General features: G+C 37.0%; 16 protein-coding genes. 12 read left to right on the top strand and 4 right to left on the bottom strand.

Going from position 1 to position 19,769, the window contains the following annotated elements; genetic code table 11:
• Positions 1-12: 12 nt before the first annotated feature.
• Together IPM14_11505 and truA are read left to right on the top strand one after the other, a co-directional pair.
• Positions 13-1,257, top strand: a complete 1,245-nt coding sequence (locus IPM14_11505) for an anion transporter (protein ID MBK9098719.1) — start codon at positions 13-15, stop codon at positions 1,255-1,257.
• A gap of 9 nt (positions 1,258-1,266) precedes the next feature.
• A complete protein-coding gene (gene truA / locus IPM14_11500; GenBank protein ID MBK9098718.1) occupies positions 1,267-2,127 on the top strand; it encodes a tRNA pseudouridine(38-40) synthase TruA in 861 nt (286 codons plus the stop codon).
• A gap of 4 nt (positions 2,128-2,131) precedes the next feature.
• Here truA and uvrB read toward each other — a convergent pair whose 3' ends face one another.
• Complete coding sequence (uvrB, locus tag IPM14_11495) at positions 2,132-4,144, bottom strand: excinuclease ABC subunit UvrB (protein ID MBK9098717.1); 2,013 nt, start codon at positions 4,142-4,144, stop codon at positions 2,132-2,134.
• 3 nt (positions 4,145-4,147) lie between these two features.
• Positions 4,148-4,489, bottom strand: a complete 342-nt coding sequence (locus IPM14_11490) for a hypothetical protein (protein ID MBK9098716.1) — start codon at positions 4,487-4,489, stop codon at positions 4,148-4,150.
• 79 nt (positions 4,490-4,568) lie between these two features.
• Between IPM14_11490 and IPM14_11485 the strand changes: the two genes are divergently transcribed.
• The gene (locus tag IPM14_11485) at positions 4,569-4,937 is read left to right on the top strand and encodes a DUF423 domain-containing protein (protein ID MBK9098715.1); all 369 of its coding nucleotides are present in this window, start codon (positions 4,569-4,571) and stop codon (positions 4,935-4,937) included.
• Positions 4,938-4,944: 7 nt separating this feature from the next.
• On the opposite strand, the gene IPM14_11480 is transcribed toward IPM14_11485, so the two are convergent.
• Both IPM14_11480 and IPM14_11475 read right to left on the bottom strand, forming a co-directional pair.
• Complete coding sequence (locus IPM14_11480; protein MBK9098714.1) at positions 4,945-5,499, bottom strand: class I SAM-dependent methyltransferase; 555 nt, start codon at positions 5,497-5,499, stop codon at positions 4,945-4,947.
• A gap of 109 nt (positions 5,500-5,608) precedes the next feature.
• Positions 5,609-6,058 (bottom strand): septal ring lytic transglycosylase RlpA family protein, encoded by a 450-nt coding sequence (locus tag IPM14_11475; GenBank protein ID MBK9098713.1) that lies wholly within the window; start codon positions 6,056-6,058, stop codon positions 5,609-5,611.
• 658 nt (positions 6,059-6,716) lie between these two features.
• Between IPM14_11475 and hydF the strand changes: the two genes are divergently transcribed.
• The 9 genes from hydF to IPM14_11430 all read left to right on the top strand — a co-directional run bounded on the left by hydF (position 6,717) and on the right by IPM14_11430 (position 19,743).
• A complete protein-coding gene (gene hydF, locus IPM14_11470) occupies positions 6,717-7,955 on the top strand; it encodes a [FeFe] hydrogenase H-cluster maturation GTPase HydF (GenBank protein MBK9098712.1) in 1,239 nt (412 codons plus the stop codon).
• Between the two features lie 187 nt (positions 7,956-8,142).
• Positions 8,143-8,622 carry an NADH-quinone oxidoreductase subunit NuoE gene (gene nuoE, locus IPM14_11465; protein MBK9098711.1) on the top strand — a complete coding sequence of 160 codons (480 nt, stop codon included), beginning with the start codon at positions 8,143-8,145 and terminating at the stop codon, positions 8,620-8,622.
• A complete protein-coding gene (locus IPM14_11460; protein ID MBK9098710.1) occupies positions 8,622-10,604 on the top strand; it encodes an SLBB domain-containing protein in 1,983 nt (660 codons plus the stop codon). Before nuoE ends, IPM14_11460 begins: the two co-directional genes overlap by 1 nt.
• Positions 10,605-10,711: 107 nt before the next feature.
• Entirely contained in the window at positions 10,712-12,439 is a 1,728-nt protein-coding gene (locus IPM14_11455) for an iron hydrogenase small subunit (protein ID MBK9098709.1), read from the top strand.
• Between the two features lie 155 nt (positions 12,440-12,594).
• A complete protein-coding gene (locus IPM14_11450; protein ID MBK9098708.1) occupies positions 12,595-14,604 on the top strand; it encodes a 4Fe-4S binding protein in 2,010 nt (669 codons plus the stop codon).
• Entirely contained in the window at positions 14,601-15,008 is a 408-nt protein-coding gene (locus IPM14_11445) for a response regulator (GenBank protein MBK9098707.1), read from the top strand. The genes IPM14_11450 and IPM14_11445 overlap by 4 nt, the downstream gene beginning before the upstream one ends.
• Positions 15,009-15,191: 183 nt before the next feature.
• Positions 15,192-16,682, top strand: a complete 1,491-nt coding sequence (locus tag IPM14_11440) for a response regulator (GenBank protein MBK9098706.1) — start codon at positions 15,192-15,194, stop codon at positions 16,680-16,682.
• 320 nt (positions 16,683-17,002) lie between these two features.
• A complete protein-coding gene (locus IPM14_11435; GenBank protein MBK9098705.1) occupies positions 17,003-17,395 on the top strand; it encodes an STAS domain-containing protein in 393 nt (130 codons plus the stop codon).
• Between the two features lie 245 nt (positions 17,396-17,640).
• The gene (locus IPM14_11430; GenBank protein MBK9098704.1) at positions 17,641-19,743 is read left to right on the top strand and encodes a M3 family metallopeptidase; all 2,103 of its coding nucleotides are present in this window, start codon (positions 17,641-17,643) and stop codon (positions 19,741-19,743) included.
• Positions 19,744-19,769: the final 26 nt, after the last annotated feature.

The following is a 19,769-nucleotide window of genomic DNA, read 5'->3' as shown; positions in this document are numbered from 1 at the left end:
TGCTTTTTTTGAATGACTACGACAGCAATTATAATTTTTATCATCACTTTTCTCGGGATAATTTATACCCGTCTCCCAAAAGTAAATATTGACAGACCATCAGCAGCATTCTTCGGTGCTGTGGCAATGATTCTTTTTGGTGTGCTTACATTTGATGAAGCCGTATCAGCAATCGACTTCAACACAATTGCACTTCTGCTCGGAATGATGATAGTAATTGCCGTACTTGAGTTAGACGGATTCTTCACGTTCATCGCGGAGAAAACAATTTCTCTTTCAAAAAGCAGAAACCAGCTTTTAACCATAATTGTTTTTGTAACTGGATTAGCGAGTGCATTCCTTGTTAATGATGCGGTAGTTTTACTTTTTACACCTGTAATAATTCAGATTTGCAGGTCAGCAAAGCTTAATCCCATTCCATATTTGATTGCCGAAATATTTGCATCAAACATTGGCAGTGCAATGACCATAACAGGAAATCCTCAAAATATTTTAATTGGAATGCAATCGGGAATTCCGTACACCTATTTTTTGCTTCATCTTCTTCCGGTTTCTTTGATCGGGATGTTTCTGATTGTTTTAGTTATCAAGCCCTTCTTCCGGAATGAATTCAAAAGTGAAAACCACCTTCAATTTCAGGGAGATGAATTCAATTACAATTTTAAGTCGATGAAAATTTCCGTGCCGATTTTTATCGGAATATTAATTCTGTTCTTCTTCAGCCATACTTTTAATATTTCAATTCCACTGATTGCATTAGCCGGAGCTTCCATAATTCTGATTTTCGGAAAGATAAAACCTTCAAAAGTTATAAAAGAAGTCGACTGGGTTTTGCTTTTATTTTTTGCAGGACTTTTTATTGTTGTCCATGGAATTGAGAAAGTCGGAGTTCTTGATCAGTTTATTGAAAACACTCCAGTCAGTGATAATTTAGAAGGAATAGTTAGTCTTCATGCGTTGAGTTTGTTTCTCTCTCAAATTGTAAGCAATGTTCCATATACAATTCTGATGCTTCCTATTTTAAAATCAGCATCAAGTGATTTGCTCTGGCTGTCATTAGCATCAGCAGCAACGCTGGCAGGCAATGCAACCATAATCGGTGCAGTTGCAAATATTATTGTAATTGAAGTTGCAAAGAAACACGAAATTGAAATCGGATTCTGGCAGTTTTTTAAAGTTGGAATCATAGTTACAATAATTACACTTTTCATTTCTATTTTGATTCTCTATCTGCAACTGTCATACTCATTATTATAGTTGAACAAAATGAATAACCGAAGATCTGATAAAAAGAAATTTATATCGAAGAATAAATTCAGTAAAAAGAAAAAGTTTTCAGATAGAAAAGATTTTTCTCGCTTCAAACTTTATGTCGAATACGAAGGAACTCGATACTCGGGCTGGCAGAAACAGGAAAATGCAAAGACAATTCAAGGAACAATAGTAAAAGCAGCTCTGCAAATATTCGGTGATGACTTTATTGATTTGCAAGGTTCAGGTAGAACAGACAGCGGAGTTCATGCACTTTGCCAGGTCGCTCATCTTGATGTGAAAACTGTTTTAGCTCCCGAAATAATCAGGATGAAGATTAATGATTTACTTCCATATGACATTAATATTCTTGAAGTAGAAAAAACTTCAAATTACTTTCACGCAAGACACAATGCAAAAGCACGCAGCTATCTTTACCAGATTTCAAGAAGAAGAACAGCTTTTGGTAAAAATTATGTATGGTGGATAAAAGACAAACTCGATTTTAATAAAATGGAATCAGCATCAAAGTTATTTATTGGTATGCACGATTTTTCATCTTTCTCTGATGATGATCCAGAAGAAAAATCAACCAAAGTATTGATCGACGATATTCATATGAAAGAAGAAGGTGATTTAATCCTGATAAGAATAGTGGGATCTCATTTTATCTGGAAAATGGTAAGAAGAATTGTCGGAGTTTTGGTTGAAGTTGGAAGAGGAAAGAAATCTGAAAAAGATATAATGAATTATCTGAGCAGAAAATCGGATGAAGTTGCAAAGTACACAGCTCCGCCATCTGGATTGTTTTTGGAAAAGGTTTTATATGAAGTGGAAAAGTTTAAAGAAGACTTTGATTCGATAATAAAAGTCTAACGAACTATTTGACCATCTTTTCAAGTCTTAAAATTTCATCTCTCAAAGAAGCAGCTTTTTCAAACTCAAGATCTTTTGCAGCGTTTCGCATCTGCTCTCTTAACTGCTCAATCAAATCTTCTTTCTGTTCTTTGTTCATATACTTCAACACTGGCTCAGCAACTTTAGCAAATCCATAATCTTCTTTTTCGTCTTTCTTTCTGACTTCTGCAAGTGAAGTCGAGGCGAGAATCTCTTCCATGCTTTTATATATAGTTGCCGGAATGATATTGTGCTGCTCGTTATATTTTTTCTGAAGTTTTCTCCTGCGGTTTGTTTCAGATATTGTCTTCTGCATTGATTGAGTAATTACATCAGCATACATAATTACTTTCCCATTTACGTTTCGTGCAGTTCTTCCGGCAACCTGCATAAGCGATCTCTCGCTTCTGAGGAATCCTTCTTTGTCAGCATCGATAATTGCAACGAGTGAAACTTCTGGAAGATCTAATCCTTCTCTCAACAAGTTGACTCCAACAAGAACATCAAATTCACCTAATCTTAAATCGCGAAGTATTTCTACTCTTTCCAGGGAATCGATGTCGCTGTGAATGTAACGAACATTAATTTTTATTTTATCAAGATAATCAGCGAGATCTTCTGCCATCTTTTTTGTTAGTGTTGTAACAAGTGTGCGTTCCTTTTTATGTGCTCTTGTTCTTATTTCATCTATCAGATCATCTATCTGTCCTTTGATTGGACGAACTTCAATCTCAGGGTCAAGCAATCCCGTCGGGCGGATAATTTGTTCAACAATAACTCCGCCGCTCATTTCAAGTTCATAATCGCCGGGAGTTGCACTTACAAAAATTACCTGGTTTAACATTTCCATAAATTCTTCGTATTTCATCGGTCTGTTATCGAGTGCAGATGGAAGTCGAAAGCCGTATTCAACTAAAGTACTCTTTCTGCTTCTGTCACCATTATACATCCCCCGGATTTGCGGAATAGTAACGTGTGATTCATCAATTACCAAAAGAAAATCATCCGGAAAATAATCGAACAAATTGAATGGTCGCGAACCGGGTGCTCGTCCATCCATATGTCTCGAGTAATTTTCAATTCCGGAACAGTAACCAATTTCTTTCATCATTTCTATGTCGAACTTTGTTCGTTGCTCAAGACGCTGTGCTTCAAGATACTTTTCTTCTTTTCGAAAGACTTCTAATCTTTCCGCCAGCTCAAGCTCAATGTTATAAATAGCTTTCTGCATTTTGTCACGGTCAGTAACAAAATATTTTGCCGGATAGATAGGTGCAGATTCAACTTCACGTACTATAGTTCCGGTTAATGAATCGATTATAGAAATTCTTTCAATATCATTATCCCAAAGTTCAACACGAATGGCTTCTTCATTCTGGTAAGCAGGAATTATTTCAATCACATCTCCACGAGCACGAAAAGTTCCTCTACCGAACTCAGCATCATTTCTTACAAAGTGAATATCAATTAATTCTCGCAGAAATTTTTTTCGATCTAACTTTTCACCCTTTTTTACAAATATTATCTGATTTGCATATTCTTCCGGTGCACCGATTCCATAAATGCAGCTTACACTTGCAACTACAATTACATCACTTCTTCCTTCAATAAGTGAAGTCGTAGCTTTCAATCTTAATCGATCTATCTCTTCGTTGATTGAAAAATCTTTTTCAATGTAGAGGTCGCTTTTAACAACATAAGCTTCCGGCTGATAGTAATCATAGTAGCTGATAAAAAACTCAACTGCATTTTCAGGAAAGAAAGATTTGAATTCAGAATAAAGCTGAGCCGCAAGAGTTTTATTGTGGGAGATAATTAGTGTTGGTTTATTTACTTGCTCGATAACATTTGAGATAGTAAAAGTTTTACCGCTTCCTGTTACTCCAAGAAGTGTTTGGAATTTATCTCCCTGCTTTAATCCTTCAATAAGTTTTTCAATTGCTTGAGGCTGGTCTCCGGCAGGTTTGTAGTGAGATACAAGCTTAAAATTATTCATTTATCAGTCGAGCAAAATCTCGTGATAATGAAATCCGCTTTGGGTTAAATGACCTCTTAATGTAATCACTCCAGCTTGCTGAAAACCTTCAGGTAAAGGTGAATCGCCATAAGCTTTAACAACCTGACCATTCTTGTCTGAAGTATAAAAACTGTTTTCAGCACCCATGTTTTCAATTCCTCTGTCAATAAGCAGCTGAACCTTTATGTCTTTAACTGCATTATTATTCAGGTCAAAATCGGAATACGAACCTAGGTTTTCACCTTTCACAAAGTAGAATTGGTACACAAGGATTATTGCTACAATAATTAATACCGGCAGGATAAGTTTTTGTAATGCTTTCATTTCTCTTTTTGTAATTGATTAAATTGCTGACAAATTTAAAGAATTTAATATCAACTATTCAATGCATTTGAGGTATCTAATGAATGATAAAAAGTTTTGGATAATTATTTCCGCGGTATCAGGTTTTACGGCCGTAGCAATCGGTGCATTTGGCGCACACGGATTGAGAGAAAAACTTTCATCTGAAATGCTTGAAGTGTATAAGACCGGTGTATTGTATCAATTCATTCACACAATTGTGTTACTGGTTTTATCTTTAACGAATTTTATCAAAAGCAAACTATCCTCGATATTTTTTCTGGTAGGAATTATACTTTTTTCTTTTTCACTTTACCTTTACTCAACTTCGGGAATTAGATTTTTTGCAATGATTACACCAGTTGGTGGAGTATGTTTTCTAATAGGATGGCTCTGGATAATAATCGAAGTTATCAGAAAGAAGGACTGAACGCCCGCTATTTTATTGCCCGTAATTTAAAGTAAACTTCTTCAGGTGAAAAAATTCCAGCGAAAAACCTTTCATAAATCACTGGCTCAATATTGACAATAAAATCCATCCACTTAAGTGCTGCAAAATGCGAGGTGATAAATTTTTTTTCAAGAACTTCAAATTGTGCTTTGCCCTGGTAATTTGTCCGATGATTTAATTTCCATTTTTCGTAAAATTTTAATTTTCGATTTTCGATGTCTTCATAATTATCAAAAGTCCTTATTGAAAACGGAATCTTATGATCGGGTTCACCAAAATATTTAGTATTTAAAAAGAATGGAGCGTAAACGATCAAAATTCCATTTGGCTTGAGGATACGATAAAGTTCTGTAATTGTGTTGTGAAAATTATTTAAATGTTCAAGAACGTGTGAAGCATAAATCTCATCAAAGTAATTCTCTTCAAATGGATATGGGAAGTAATTGACATCGTGAATCATATTCCCACCATAATCAACAATATCCAGGTTGATGTAGCCAGCCTTTATATCTTTTCCACAGCCGAGGTTTAGTTTGTTCATATTTAATTATTTATTAGTTCAGGTGGGGTAAATTTAAGGATGGAGATTGAGAATCGGGAATAAAAAAGCCCGATCATTAGGGATCGGGCTGAAATAAGTTTTGATCTGATTAATTAACTAGTGCTGTTTGTGTTCCTTTTTCTGTTAACGTAACCTCCTGAATATTCAAACGTGCAACACCTTTCCGCAGAATTCCAAGTTCAATCGCTGCACCTTTCGAAAGATCCAAATCTCGGCCTTCAATGTAAGGGCCACGGTCATTTATCCGTACAACAACCGATCTGCCGTTTTTCGTATTGGTAACTTTTAAAAGCGTTCCAAAACTCAGGCTCTTATGAGCAGCTGTAAACGCCATTTGGTCATAAACTTCTCCATTTGCAGTCAGCTTGCCGTGAAACTTAGGTCCGTACCAAGATGCCTTCATAGTTCCACGATCTATAAACTCGACAGCTGAAGTATTAACGGTGTTTTCCTTAATAGTTGCAGGAACGAATTCATCTATTAAAATTCGCTCAATTTTTTCATTATTATCACTTTTTAATATAGTAAAGCCTACCATGAAACCCACAACTAACGTTAAAAACACAATGATTAATGACTTCAATATAACCTCAAATTAGTTTAACATTTATTGATGAAACAAACTTAGGTTAGGACGGTTTTTATTACAATGGAAGAGTTGCTGGATTTATTATAGAGGTAAAATTCTAAAACTATCGACTTTAATGGTGTATTAGTCGAATTTATTTGGCGACAGCGACAACTGTCTCTCTTTCCGTCCAATTTTGCGTATTTCGCAGGAGTATTTACAACCGAGAAGACAATATGTTAACGCTAATCTATACTTTAAAACTGATGCATAGATACTATCGTGAATTTATCGAGAGCTGAAGTGCGTGAAGTTGAAGTTTGATTTTCCATTTGAGCAGACTTTCTGAGTATTGAATTATTAACATTGGTAAATCTTTAATAAAACGATGAGTAAGCTATAAGCGAATAATCCAATCTTAAAAAAATATATGTAGAGATCAGAATTTTCTAATAAAAGAGAAGCACTTTTTTATATATGGAATGATGACCCACACTTTTCCTTCACTGACTACAAAATCAAGTCACTTTTTATCCTTTTGAATGTAAAGACTGATGGAACAGTTTTTGCCAAAAAGCTAATTATAAAACTCTTTGGGGAATTTCTTCAAATATTTATTTCCGGTCAAATGATTAACTCTGAAGTTCCAGAAAAAATACATATAGCGATAGTCGGAAGACAAAACGTCGGAAAATCTAAATTGATTAACCGGATTGTCAATCAGGAACTCTGCGTCGTTAATGAATATCCCGGTACAACTACCGATCCAACAAGTAAAGAGGTTGAACTACTTCCATATGGTCCTGTTGTAATTGTTGATACAGCAGGAATCGATAGTGAAGAGGATTTTGAAAAGAAAATAATTAATAAAACAATAAAAGCAATTTCCATTGCAGATTTTGCAATAGTTGTCTTAGATGCAAGAAGCGGACTAACTAAAAGTGAAACTGAACTGATTACATTACTTAGAAAGATTGAAGTTCCGTTTTTAGTTGCAGTTAACAAAGTAGAGTTTGGAATCAATCAGAATCTTTTGACAGAATTGAGCGCTCTGGAAGTAACTCACTTCGAAATTTCCTGTAAGGAAAATGCAGGGATAGAATACTTTAAAAAGAAATTGATTCATCTGTTACCTAGCAGAGATAAAAATCAATACTTAAAAGATGTTGCCTGCAAAGGAGATTTTATTGTTTTCGTTGTTCCGGATGACTATGGATTGCTTAATGGAAGAATCATTGAAGAACACATAAAAATTGTCAAAGAAATCTTACCTGGAGAAATAAGAAATATTATAATAAATGAAAGCGATTTATCATACAGACTTAAACAGCTTAAAAGGCAACCGGATCTTATTATTTCAGACAGCATTAGTGCTGAACGAATAGCTCCTCTGATTAGCGAAAATATTAAGCTGACAACTTATTCGTTTCTGCTGAATAAAAATCGGGGAATGCATCACGAATTTCTAAATGGTATCAAAGAAGTTAGTAATCTGGACAATGGTGACAAAGTTCTTATCTCGGAGGCATGCAATAGCCACCTGCAGAGGTATGATCTTGGAAAAAATAAAATTTCGCTCTTACTTAATTCCCGTTTGAACAAAAAGCTGCAGATAGAATATTCAAATGGTTTCGGTTTCCCAGCAAACATATCAGACTATAAACTTATCATTCATTGTGATGGATGTCAGCTCCCAGGAAAATTATTACAATCAAAAATAAAGCAAGCAAAACTATTAGACATTCCTATAACAGATTACAGTACGCTGATTTCTTTTATCAATAATACTTACAATAGAACCTATATTCCCTTCAGTAAACAATTGACACCAACTAGTGTTCAAGAATTTGTCAAGAGCTCAAATTGATCGAATGATATAGCTCACATTCCAATTCCATCTTTCAACAACGCACTTCTCAAAAGAAAGAAAAATTATTTGCTAAGTATTATTTATTGATTTGAATTTTCAACTTAGCACAACTTTTTTCAATTCGCTCGATGGCATCTTAAATGACATTAAAACTGCAAGCAAAGAATTCAATTTTGAGGAAATAATGCACAACCAGATCTTTGAAAATTACCAGGAAAATGATAGAAGCAGTTTAATCCCTCTTCTTCAGGATATCCAATCAATATATGGTTACCTTCCGGAAAATGCTTTAAGAGATATTTCAGATTTTGTTCAAGTGCCGTTGAGCAGAGTATACGGAGTAGCAACTTTTTATAATCAATTCAGGTTAATACCTCTTGGGGAAAATGTAATTCGCGTTTGCAGAGGAACTGCCTGTCACGTTAAAAATTCTGCAAACATACTTTATGCGTTAGAGACAGAATTGGGAATAAAAGCTGGCCAAACTACACGTGATAAAAAATTTACTCTTGAAGTAGTAAACTGTATTGGCGCTTGTTCAATTGCCCCGGTAATATTGGTTAATGAAGATTATCACGGAAGAATTTCCGTAAAAGATATTCCTAAAATTCTTAAGAAATATCAGACAGCAAAAAAAATTGAGAAGGCAGAGGAGGTTGTATAATGAAAGATTTCAACCAACTCTGTTGTGAAAAATGCTGGCATACAACTGATAAACCTTGCGAACATTTCATTCAATGCTGTACCGAAGGACCACTTTGTCATCATGATGAAAAATGTGAACACGAAATAACTTCACTGCGCAAGCGTTTAAAATATGAAGAGCACGATCATCCAATAATTATGATTGGAATGGGAACCTGCGGACTTGCCTCTGGTGCAGCAAAAGTAAAAGAAGCAATAGAAGCTGAACTTAAAAAATTAAACATCGAAGCAACAATTGAAGGAACCGGCTGCATAGGTTTCTGTGCAGTTGAACCAATCGTTGATATAAAGTTTCCCGGTAAAGACAGAATATCCTATCAGGAAATTACTGTGAAAGATGTTCCGAGATTAATCAAAACAACTTTAGTCGATAAAGAAGTTTACAAGGAAAAAGTTCTTGGCAGCCACGGAAAATCAAACGGAGTGATAAGCTTAAAACAAGTTCCGTTCTTTGAGCATCAGCAGAAAATTGTACTAGCAAATTGCGGAATAGTAAATCCTGTTTCGATTGATGCATATCTCGCCCACGGTGGATTTAAAGCATTTGATAAAGTCTTAAGGTTGATGAAACCCGAAGAAGTAGTAAAAGAAATTCTTGAAAGCGGACTAAGAGGAAGAGGCGGCGGAGGATTCCCAACAGGTAAAAAATGGGAGCTTGCTGCAAAACAAAAATCAGATCAGAAATATTTAATATGCAATGCTGACGAAGGTGACCCCGGTGCTTTTATGGATCGTTCTCTTCTTGAAAGCGATCCTTATCGTGTGATTGAGGGAATGATGATAGCGGCTTATGCTATTGGTGCAACAGCAGCTTACATTTATTGCCGTGCTGAGTATCCCCTTGCTATTGAAAGATTGCAGAACTCAATCGCAAAATGTGAAGAATACGGAATACTTGGTGATAATATTCTCAACAGTGGATTTTCTCTTCATATTAAAATTAAAAAAGGTGCCGGTGCATTTGTATGTGGAGAAGAAACAGCACTAATAGGTTCAATTGAAGGTAAAAGAGGCATGCCAAAACCACGTCCACCTTATCCTGTTGCATCAGGATTGTTTGGCAAACCCACAGTCATCAATAATGTTGAAACTTATGCGAACGTTCCTCCGATAATTATGATGGGTGCACAGCAGTTTGCTAAAATCGGTACGGCTAAGTCAAAAGGCACAAAGGTTTTTGCACTCAGCGGAAATATTAAAAACACTGGATTGGTTGAAGTGCCGATGGGTGTAACTCTTCGCGATGTTGTTTTTAAGATCGGCGGAGGAATTCCTGAAAAGAAAGAATTTAAAGCTGTTCAGATTGGCGGACCATCAGGCGGCTGCCTGCCTGAAAGTGTTATTGATACTCCTGTTGATTATGAATCTTTGAAAGAAGTCGGTGCTATGATGGGTTCTGGAGGATTCGTTGTTATGGATGAAGAAACCTGCATGGTTGATGTTGCAAAATACTTCTTAACATTCATACAGGAAGAAAGCTGCGGCAAGTGTGTTCCTTGCCGTGAAGGTACAAAGAGAATGCTGGAAATCATCGAGCGGATTCCTAAGAGATACGGAAGCGACGGAAGCAAGCTTGATCAGCTTCAGAGATTCAAAGGAATGATACACTTGCAGAGATTAGCTGATGTAATTCGCGATACATCACTTTGTGGCTTAGGTCAGTCAGCACCAAATCCAGTCCTTTCAGGATTACGATATTTCCGTCATGAGTATGAAGAGCACTTGTATGACAGGAAATGTTCATCGGGTGTGTGCAAGGAGCTGTTGACATTCTCAATAAACAATGAAGTTTGCAGCGGCTGCGGATTGTGTGTGAAAAAATGTTCCGTTGAAGCAATTGTCGGTGAAAAAGGTCAGGCGCATTACATCCTTGATAACAAATGTATTAAATGCGGAATGTGTTACGAAATCTGCCGTCTTGATGCGATAAATATTAATTAGTACTAAGAATAACTTGCTGTCAGACTAAGCTTGTCGAAGTCTGACAAATGGTGAGATCACCCTTCGACAGGCTTAGGGTGACAAATAGAAAAATTTTGGAGTTATAAATGGTTCAGTTAACAATAAATGGAATAAAAGTAAACGCAGAAGAAGGAATGACAATCCTCGATGCTGCTAAATCAGTTGGAATATCAGTACCGACACTTTGCCATTTGAAGAATCTTGATCCAACAGGTGCATGCAGAATTTGTGCGGTTGAAGTTGAAGGTTTCAGAGGATTAACTCCTTCATGCGCTTATCCTGTTTCAGAAGGAATGGTTGTCGAAACAGATTCACCGAGAGTTCGCAAAGCAAGAAAAACTATCGTTGAGCTTCTCGTAGAAAATCATCCGCAGGATTGCTTGATCTGTGTCAGAAATAAAAACTGTGAGCTTCAGGATTTATCGGAAAGATACGGCGTCCGCGAACACAGATATGTTGGAGAAACCAAGTGTCATGCAATTGATATTTCCAGTGCATCAATGGAACGCGATCCTGCAAAATGTATTCTTTGCGGAAGATGCGTTCGTGTTTGCCACGAAGTCCAGAAAGTCGGTGCAATTGATTTTACCAGGAGAGGATTTACCTCCATCGTTACAACGCCATACAACAAAGGATTAAATGTAAGCGATTGTATTTTGTGCGGACAATGTATTCTTGTTTGTCCGACTGCAGCACTCAGAGAAAAAAGCACAATCAAGGAAGTTGCAAATGCCATCTATGATAAAAAGAAATACTGCATTGCTCAAATTGCGCCCGCAGTTCGTGCTTCGCTCGGCGAGGAATTTAATATGCCTCTCGGAACTGACGTTACAGGATTGCTTGTTACAGGTTTAAGAAGATTGGGATTCAATAAAGTTTTCGATACAAACTTTGCCGCTGATCTTACAATTATGGAAGAAGCGACTGAACTAATAAACAGAATTCAGAATGGCGGAAGTCTTCCGATGTTTACAAGCTGCTGCCCCGGCTGGGTTAAATATATTGAGATGAACAAACCGGAAGTTTTAGATCACGTTTCAACCTGCAAATCCCCGCATGAAATGGAAGGAGCAGTTTTGAAATCGTATTATGCAAAGAAGATGGGAATAAGTGCCGAAGACATTTATGTTGTTTCGATTATGCCATGCACAGTAAAGAAATATGAATCAGATCGCCCTGAACTTTCAAGTGAAACTATGCCTGATGTTGATGCTGTGCTTACAACAAGAGAGCTTGTGAGATTTTTTAAGATTGCAGGAATCGATTTTAATGATCTTCCCGATAGTGAATTTGATAATCCACTCGGTGAATCAACAGGTGCTGCGGCGATTTTCGGAACTAGCGGCGGAGTGATGGAAGCTGCGCTTCGTACAGCTTATTTTAAGATGACCGGAAAAGAACTTGAGCATCTTGAGTTTGAAGAAATCCGCGGAATGGATGGAGTGAAAGAAGCAATCGTTAAAATCGGTGATCTTGATGTTAACATCGCAGTTGTGAATGGAATTGGAAACGTTGGACAAATACTTGACCAGGTGCAGAGCGGAAATTCGAAACATCATTTCATTGAAGTGATGGCTTGTCCCGGCGGCTGTATAAACGGTGGAGGTCAGCCCATTCATCAAAAACCAGAAAAAGTTATGAAGAGAATCAAAGCTCTTTACAAAATTGATGAGAATGCGAAGACAAGAAGATCACACGAGAATGAATCCGTGCAAACTCTTTACAGAGAATTTTTTGGTGAACCGAATTCACACAAAGCTCATGAGATTTTGCACACAGAGTATTTTGATAAAAAGAAATTTTTAAGAAACTAAGTGTCACCCTGAGCTTGTCGAAGGGTGATGGTAAATAAGTCAGACTTCGACAGGCTCAGTCTGACAGCAACTGTCATTCCCGCGAAAGCAGGAATCCATAAGAGAGTGCAATAGATTCCGTGTCAAGCACGGAATGGCAAATAAGAAATGAAATTATGAACCAGGCAATAGTAACTACAATATCAGACAGATGTAAGAGATGCTACTCTTGCGTAAGAGAATGTCCGGCTTCTGCAATACGAGTCATTGATGCTCAGGCACAGGTGATTGAAGAGAGATGCATTGCCTGCGGACATTGCGTTAAAGTTTGCTCGCAGGATGCTAAGCAGATTTTTTCTGAAATTGATATTACCTATGAACTTCTAAAAACAAATCATGCAGTTGCTATAGTTGCTCCATCATTTGCTGCATCATTTCCTGATAATTATAAACAAGTTCCGAGCGCATTAAGGAAACTCGGCTTTACGCAAGTAATTGAAACTGCATTCGGCGCCGATCTGATTGCGAATAACTATATGGAAATCATTAACAATGAAAAGGAAAAAACAATCATCAGCTCTGCATGTCCTGCCGTGGTGAGTTTCATTCAGAAATACTATGTGGAACTTGTTCCAAATCTAGCAAAAGTAGTTTCACCGATGATTGCGCTTGGAAAATATTTGAAACAAACTCAGGGTGAAGATGTTAAAATTGTTTTCATCGGTCCCTGTGTTGCAAAGAAGCACGAGGCTCAGGATGAAGATGTCGCAGGAGTAATTGATTCAGTCCTCACTTTCACTGAGCTTAAGAAAATGTTTGAGCACCAGTCAATTAATATTGATGAGCTTGAAGATAGTGACTTCGACGGACCTTATGCGATGATGGGAAAAGCTTACCCGCTTGCAGGTGGATTGCTGAAAACCACAGATGTTGTTGATGACATTCTCGAGAAAGACATAATTGTAGTTGAAGGAAAGAAAAAAGTTCTGGAGATAATTGAAGAGATATCGAACAATCATATCAATGCTAATTTTACAGATATTCTTTTCTGCGAGGGCTGTATTAGCGGGCCAGCAATTGATACAACTCTCAATTACTATGCACGAAGAGAAAAAGTTATCAATTATATCAACGAAAAAATTAACACCGTTGACCGCAGAGTTTGGAAGAGCAACCTTTACAATGCAAGAAAGCTGAATCTTGCAAGGAGTTTCAAAGTTGACAATCAGAGACGTCCGTATCCTTCTGAAGAAAAAATAAAAGAAATACTAGCACAGACAGGTAAGTTCAATCCCAAAGACGAATTGAACTGCGGTGCGTGCGGTTATCCAACCTGCCGTGAATATGCAGTTGCAATTGCAAAGGACCTTGCAGAAAAAGAAATGTGTCTTCCTTACCTGATTGAGGAATTGAAAAATGCTTATGACAATCTAAGTGATACACAGGAACAATTGAGAGTTGCTGAAAAGCTTGCATCAATCGGACAACTTGCCGCCGGTGTTGCTCACGAAATTAATAATCCACTCGGAACAATTTTACTTTATGCATCGATGTTAAAACGTGATCTTGAAAAAATTTATAATGAGGATCAGCGGACGCAGGATTTAGAGCTGATAGTTGAAGAAGCGAACCGCTGCAAGAATATTGTTTCCAACCTGCTGAATTTTGCAAGACAGGGAAAACTCAAACTAACCGAGTTCGATTTAACAGAATCAATCACGGAAATATTAAAACCATTTACATTTGATTCTGAATACAGGCAAATAGATTTTAAGTTCAACATTTTAATGAATGGTTATAAGATAACAGGCGATGAAGATCAGCTAAAACAAGTCTTCATAAATGTAATTAAGAATGCCTGCGAAGCGATGAGCGAAAGCGAAAAGAAAGAGTTGATAATCAACATTTTGTCGGACCAGAATAATTTTATTATTGAAATTGCTGATACAGGAAATGGAATACCAAAAGAAAATCAGAATAAAGTATTCACTCCATTCTTCACAACAAAAAATATTGGCAAGGGAACAGGGCTCGGACTCGCAATTTCTTACGGCATAATTAAAATGCACAAAGGAAACATTAATTTCATAACCGAAACAGGAAAAGGAACGACGTTTAAGATAACATTACCAAAACATCAGACGTACCAAACAGATGCAACATTTGAAGGAGCGAAAGCATTATGACAGATAAAAAGAAAATTCTATTAGTTGATGACGACCTCGATCTTCTTGAACAAAATAAAATTTTAATTGAATCAAAAGGTTATGAAGTTGTAACAGCAAACAGTTCAAAGGAAGGATGGGAACAGTTTAGAAAATCCAAACCGGATGCGGCGGTTGTTGACCTGATAATGGAACAACACGATTCAGGTTTTGTGCTTTGCTACAGAATAAAGAAAGATGAGCATGGGAAACATATTCCTGTGTTTATATTGACTTCAGCAACTTACGAAACTGGCTTTAAGTTCGGTGCTTCAACAAGTGAAGAGAAGGAATGGATAAAAGCAGATGCAATTGTTAATAAACCGGTAGTGATTGATGATTTTGTTCAGAAGCTTGAAAGCTTTTTTGAATTGAAAGAGAAATGATTAAGGTGTCACCCTGAGCTTGTCGAAGGGTGACAATAATTGAGTCAGACTTCGACAGGCTCAGTCTGACCAAAGCTGTCATTGCGATCCGGCAATTGCCGGAGAAGCAATCTCTGTAAGTAAGCGGATTACTTCGTCATCCCGACTTTGCCGAGATTCCTCGTAATGACAAACTATAAAATTATGACCACATACAAACCAAAAGTTTTAGTTATTGATGATGAGAAAGCGTTACGCATTGGTGTAAAGCGTTTGCTTGAGATGGAAGAATATGAAGTGACGGAAGCAGAAAACGGCACCGAAGGAATCAGACTTGGAACTGAAGCAGAATTTGATCTTGCAGTAATTGATTTGAAAATGCCCGACGTTGACGGCATAGAAGTTCTGAAACAGATTAAAAAGAAATTTCCGCACACTGTTTGCTATATTGCAACTGCATACGCAAGCTATGAAACTGCTGTAGAAGCGACAAGGCTTGGAGCACACGGCTACATTCCCAAACCCTTTCCTCCGGAAGAACTAATCCAAAATCTGAAAGAAGGATACCAGACACGACTGCTTTATGTTGAAGCGGATAAATGGCGTAAAGAAAGGGAAGAACGTCTCCTCGAAGTTGCATTTGAAAAAACAAGACTCAATACAATAATCAACTCAATCAGTGACGGAGTGCTTGTAATTAACAAAGCTGGTGAAGCAGTGCTTTACAATCCTGCCGCACTGAAGCTTCTTGATCTTGAATCAATTCACATTGAGGAGAAAATAATCGGCAGACTTCATCCGGAAATTGCCGGGCTGATCAATAAAATCCTCAGCAACGAAGAATATCATCCAAGCACATATTCATCGCAGGTGGAGATGAAGCCGTCGGGAGAATTGTTTGTCGAAGCAACAGCATCTCCTGTTCCGCATCCTGATAATTCACTTGCAGGTGTAGTTGTTGTAATCAGGAACATTACCGCGCTGAAAAAGATTGAGCAGCTCAAGTCGCAGTTCGTTTCAATGGTATCACACGAACTGAAAGCACCAATAGCTGCTGTTTATGGTTTTCTCAACCTGATCACTGATGATAAAATAAAACTCTCGCAGGAACAGCAGAAAGACTACATTGTGCGCTCGCAGTTAAGACTTGATGGTCTGCTTAAAATGGTGAACGACCTACTTGATATTTCAAGAATGGAAATGAAAACAGTCAGGCGTGAAATTAAGCAGGTCTGTGTTGAAGAAGTTATAAAATCTGTAATTGAACTGTTCCAGGTTGAAATTAATAAAAAAGGAATTTCGGTTTCACTAAATTGTGAAAGCGATGCTGCCTGTATCAAAGCTGATTATGATGAAATAAACAGACTCTTCACGAACTTCATCAGCAATGCAGTCAAGTACAACAAAGAGAACGGTTCTGTATCAATTACAATATCAAAATCGGAAGACTACCTGATAAGCGAAATAAAAGATACAGGCATCGGACTTAAACCCGAAGAAAAGAAAAAATTATTCTCTGAATTCTTCCGTGCAAAGAACGAGCTTACCAAATCAATCAGCGGGACGGGACTTGGTCTGTCAATCGTAAAGCGCATAGTGGATTCCTACTCCGGTAAAATTGAAGTTGAATCGGAGTTTGGAATCGGAACAACTTTCAGAATTTACCTGCCTTTTGCTGTTAAGACTAAAGATTGAGCTTACTTAATAAACTGACTCTATTTCATTTAATTAAGAGCCGGAAGTTTTATCGAAACGAAAAAAATGTCACTTATTAAATAAGCTTTTCAATTACGAGCCTCTGTTGAATAAATAGGCAGAGGCTTCCTCCGTGCTTGCTCACAATGGTTGCCAATTATCAAACAAAAATTTTCGTTTTAATGTAATTCTTGTTCCAAAATGAATTACTATCCAAAATTGAAACTTTAATAATTTCATCAAACTTGTAATTAGAGGATATTTTACTGGCATTAGTATTGTCTCTCACAATGAAAATAAACAAAAGAGGATAAATAGTTGTGAGCGATTTTCAAATAAATATTATTGACGAAATAGTTGTCGTTAAGGTGGATATCCTTATTGCAACGCACAGGGATGCGAAACCTTTGTGGGATGAATTTGAATCCAAGCTTCTATTCAATCGTAAGAGAATAGTAATTGATCTATCCTTCTGCAACAACGTCGACTCGACATTTCTAGGGATGCTAGTTAAAATTCTAAGAAAGCTGAACGAGAAAGGCGGTCAGCTGGCGCTTGTTTTCCCTAAGCTTGTTAAACAGGAATTATTTATAGTTACCGGTATTAACAAAATAATCCCGTGCTACAAAACTCTTACTGAGGCACTACGGAGTATTGGATCGAAAAGACCTTTACAGGAATTTAACCTTAATAGCACAATTTCTCCCAATTAATTTCGCGTAAGCCGAACAGGTTCTGATTTAATTTGTTCGGCTTATTCGATTTTCTAATCCCCATCCTTATTTTGCTTTTTAATCTAATTGAGAATGAGAAGAACTCCATAAATTTTTATTACCGATAAAATAAAATTTGTTGATTTCGGCTGATCTTATTTCTATAATTCAGCAACTAAATTATTTTCAGAATATTATTGACCGCCTCAAATCACAAATTATCCAACATCTTCAGGGAGTTCCAGATGAATAAATATTTATGTCTTCCATTTATTTTTGTATTTATGTTGATCATTAACCTTTCAGTAAAGGCGCAGGATTCAGATAATCCTTTTTTTAGTGAATGGAAAACACCATATCAAACACCGCCATTCAGCCAGATAAAGCATGAACATTACCTCACGGCTTATGAAGAAGGAATAAAACTTCAGAACCTGGAGTTTGATGCAATCGTGAATGATCAGGATAAGCCGACATTCGAAAATACAATTGAAGCAATAGAAAAAAGCGGACAACTGCTCACCAAAGTCAATAAGGTTTTCAGCTCACTTAATGGCACAGACACAGATGATGAAATGCAAAAGATTGCGGAGAAAGCAACTGCGATGCTTTCAAAGCATACTGATGATTTTTACCTTAACGACAAGTTGTTTCAGAGGATAAAGATTCTCTACGACGAAAAAGAAAACCTTAACCTGACAACAGAACAAAGCAGAGTACTTGAAAATTATTACATTGATTTTGTAAGAGGCGGTGCAAATCTGAGTGAAGCAGACAAGGAAAAGCTGAGAAAAATCAATGATGAACTTTCGCAGCTTGTTTTGAAATTCGGAGACAACGTTCGAAAAGAGAATAACAAATTTGAACTTATTGTTGATAAGGATGATGATCTTGCCGGACTTCCGGAAACTTCAATCCAGGCAGCAAAAGAAAAAGCTGATGCAAAAGGATTGACCGGTAAGTGGTTGTTCACGATTGATAAGCCGACTCTAATTCCTTTCCTTCAATTTTCTGAAAAGAGGGATCTGCGTGAGAAAATGTACAGAGCATATATGAACCGCGGTAATAACAACGATGAACTTGATAATAAAAAAATATTTTCCAGGATTGTTGTTCTTAGAGTAGAGAAAGCAAATCTGTTGGGGTTTAAGACTTATTCTGATTTCGTACTTCAGAAGAAAATGGCAAAGACGCCTGACAATGTTTATTCTTTTCTGAATGAAATCTGGGAGCCCACTGTTCAAAGAGCAAAATCGGAAGCTGGAGAAATGCAGAAAATAATCGATGCCGAAGGTGGAAAATTCAATCTCGAACCATGGGACTGGTGGTTTTATGCTGAAAGAGTCAAAAAAGAAAAATATGCACTCGATGAAGAAATGCTTCGTCCGTATTTTAAGCTGGAAAATGTTATAGATGGAGTTTTCCAGGTTTCAACAAAACTCTGGGGACTGCAATTTGTAGATAGAAAAGACATTGAAGTTTATAATCCTGAAGTAAAAGTTTTTGAAGTTAAAGAAGCTGACGGCAAACATATCGGGATTTTGTACACAGATTATTTTCCTCGTGCCGGTAAAACAAATGGTGCGTGGTGCGGAGACTTCAGAGGTCAAAGTAATATGAATGGAAATTACATCACTCCGCTCGTCACAAATGTTGGCAATTTCTCAAAGCCGACTTCTGATGTTCCGGCATTGATTAGTCTTGATGAAGTGAGAACGTTATTCCACGAATTCGGTCATGCACTTCACGTGTTATTTCAGAATGTTACTTATCCAAGTGCTGGTTCAGTTCCTTCCGATTTTGTCGAGCTTCCGTCACAAATAATGGAGAACTGGGCAATGCAGCCTGAAGTTTTGAAAATGTATGCAAAGCATTATAAAACAGGCGAAACAATTCCCCAGGAATTAATAGATAAGATTGACAACTCGAAATACTTCAACCAGGGATTTGAAACATTAGAATACATTGCAGCTTCATTGCTTGATATGGATTGGCATGTAATTACTGACACTGAGGAAAAAGATGTTATTCAATTTGAAAAAGCATCAATTGATAAGATGGGTTTGATACCGCAGATCTGGCCAAGATATTTGACAACTAATTTTATTCACATCGCAACATGGGGATATGAATCAGGCTATTACAGTTATTTATGGTCAGCAGTTCTTGACTCGGATGCATTCGAATCATTTGCAGAAAACGGTTTGTTCGACAAAGCAACAGCAGACTCATTCAGAAATAATATTCTTTCAAAAGGCGGCAGCGAAGATCCGATGGAACTTTATGTTAAGTTCAAAGGAAGAAAGCCCACAGTTGAAGCGTTACTGAAAAAAAGAGGACTTAACTAGCAGACAATAAAAATATTTTTTAACTC

Source organism: bacterium (assembly GCA_016716565.1).
In the GTDB taxonomy this organism is placed as follows: Bacteria; Bacteroidota; Ignavibacteria; order Ignavibacteriales; family Ignavibacteriaceae; genus IGN2.
The sequence above is the reverse complement of the archived record's forward strand: the minus strand, read 5'-3'. Positions and strand labels throughout refer to the sequence as shown.

Coding starts and splice junctions, on each gene's coding strand:
- IPM14_11445 (MBK9098707.1), top strand. CDS start 14,601: ATGACAGATAAAAAGAAAATTCTATTAGTTGATGACGACCTCGATCTT.
- nuoE (MBK9098711.1), top strand. CDS start 8,143: ATGCACAACCAGATCTTTGAAAATTACCAGGAAAATGATAGAAGCAGT.
- IPM14_11440 (MBK9098706.1), top strand. CDS start 15,192: ATGACCACATACAAACCAAAAGTTTTAGTTATTGATGATGAGAAAGCG.
- IPM14_11490 (MBK9098716.1), bottom strand. CDS start 4,489: ATGAAAGCATTACAAAAACTTATCCTGCCGGTATTAATTATTGTAGCA.
- IPM14_11455 (MBK9098709.1), top strand. CDS start 10,712: ATGGTTCAGTTAACAATAAATGGAATAAAAGTAAACGCAGAAGAAGGA.
- uvrB (MBK9098717.1), bottom strand. CDS start 4,144: ATGAATAATTTTAAGCTTGTATCTCACTACAAACCTGCCGGAGACCAG.
- IPM14_11485 (MBK9098715.1), top strand. CDS start 4,569: ATGAATGATAAAAAGTTTTGGATAATTATTTCCGCGGTATCAGGTTTT.
- hydF (MBK9098712.1), top strand. CDS start 6,717: ATGATTAACTCTGAAGTTCCAGAAAAAATACATATAGCGATAGTCGGA.
- IPM14_11475 (MBK9098713.1), bottom strand. CDS start 6,058: ATGGTAGGCTTTACTATATTAAAAAGTGATAATAATGAAAAAATTGAG.
- truA (MBK9098718.1), top strand. CDS start 1,267: ATGAATAACCGAAGATCTGATAAAAAGAAATTTATATCGAAGAATAAA.
- IPM14_11480 (MBK9098714.1), bottom strand. CDS start 5,499: ATGAACAAACTAAACCTCGGCTGTGGAAAAGATATAAAGGCTGGCTAC.
- IPM14_11505 (MBK9098719.1), top strand. CDS start 13: ATGACTACGACAGCAATTATAATTTTTATCATCACTTTTCTCGGGATA.
- IPM14_11460 (MBK9098710.1), top strand. CDS start 8,622: ATGAAAGATTTCAACCAACTCTGTTGTGAAAAATGCTGGCATACAACT.
- IPM14_11450 (MBK9098708.1), top strand. CDS start 12,595: ATGAACCAGGCAATAGTAACTACAATATCAGACAGATGTAAGAGATGC.
- IPM14_11430 (MBK9098704.1), top strand. CDS start 17,641: ATGAATAAATATTTATGTCTTCCATTTATTTTTGTATTTATGTTGATC.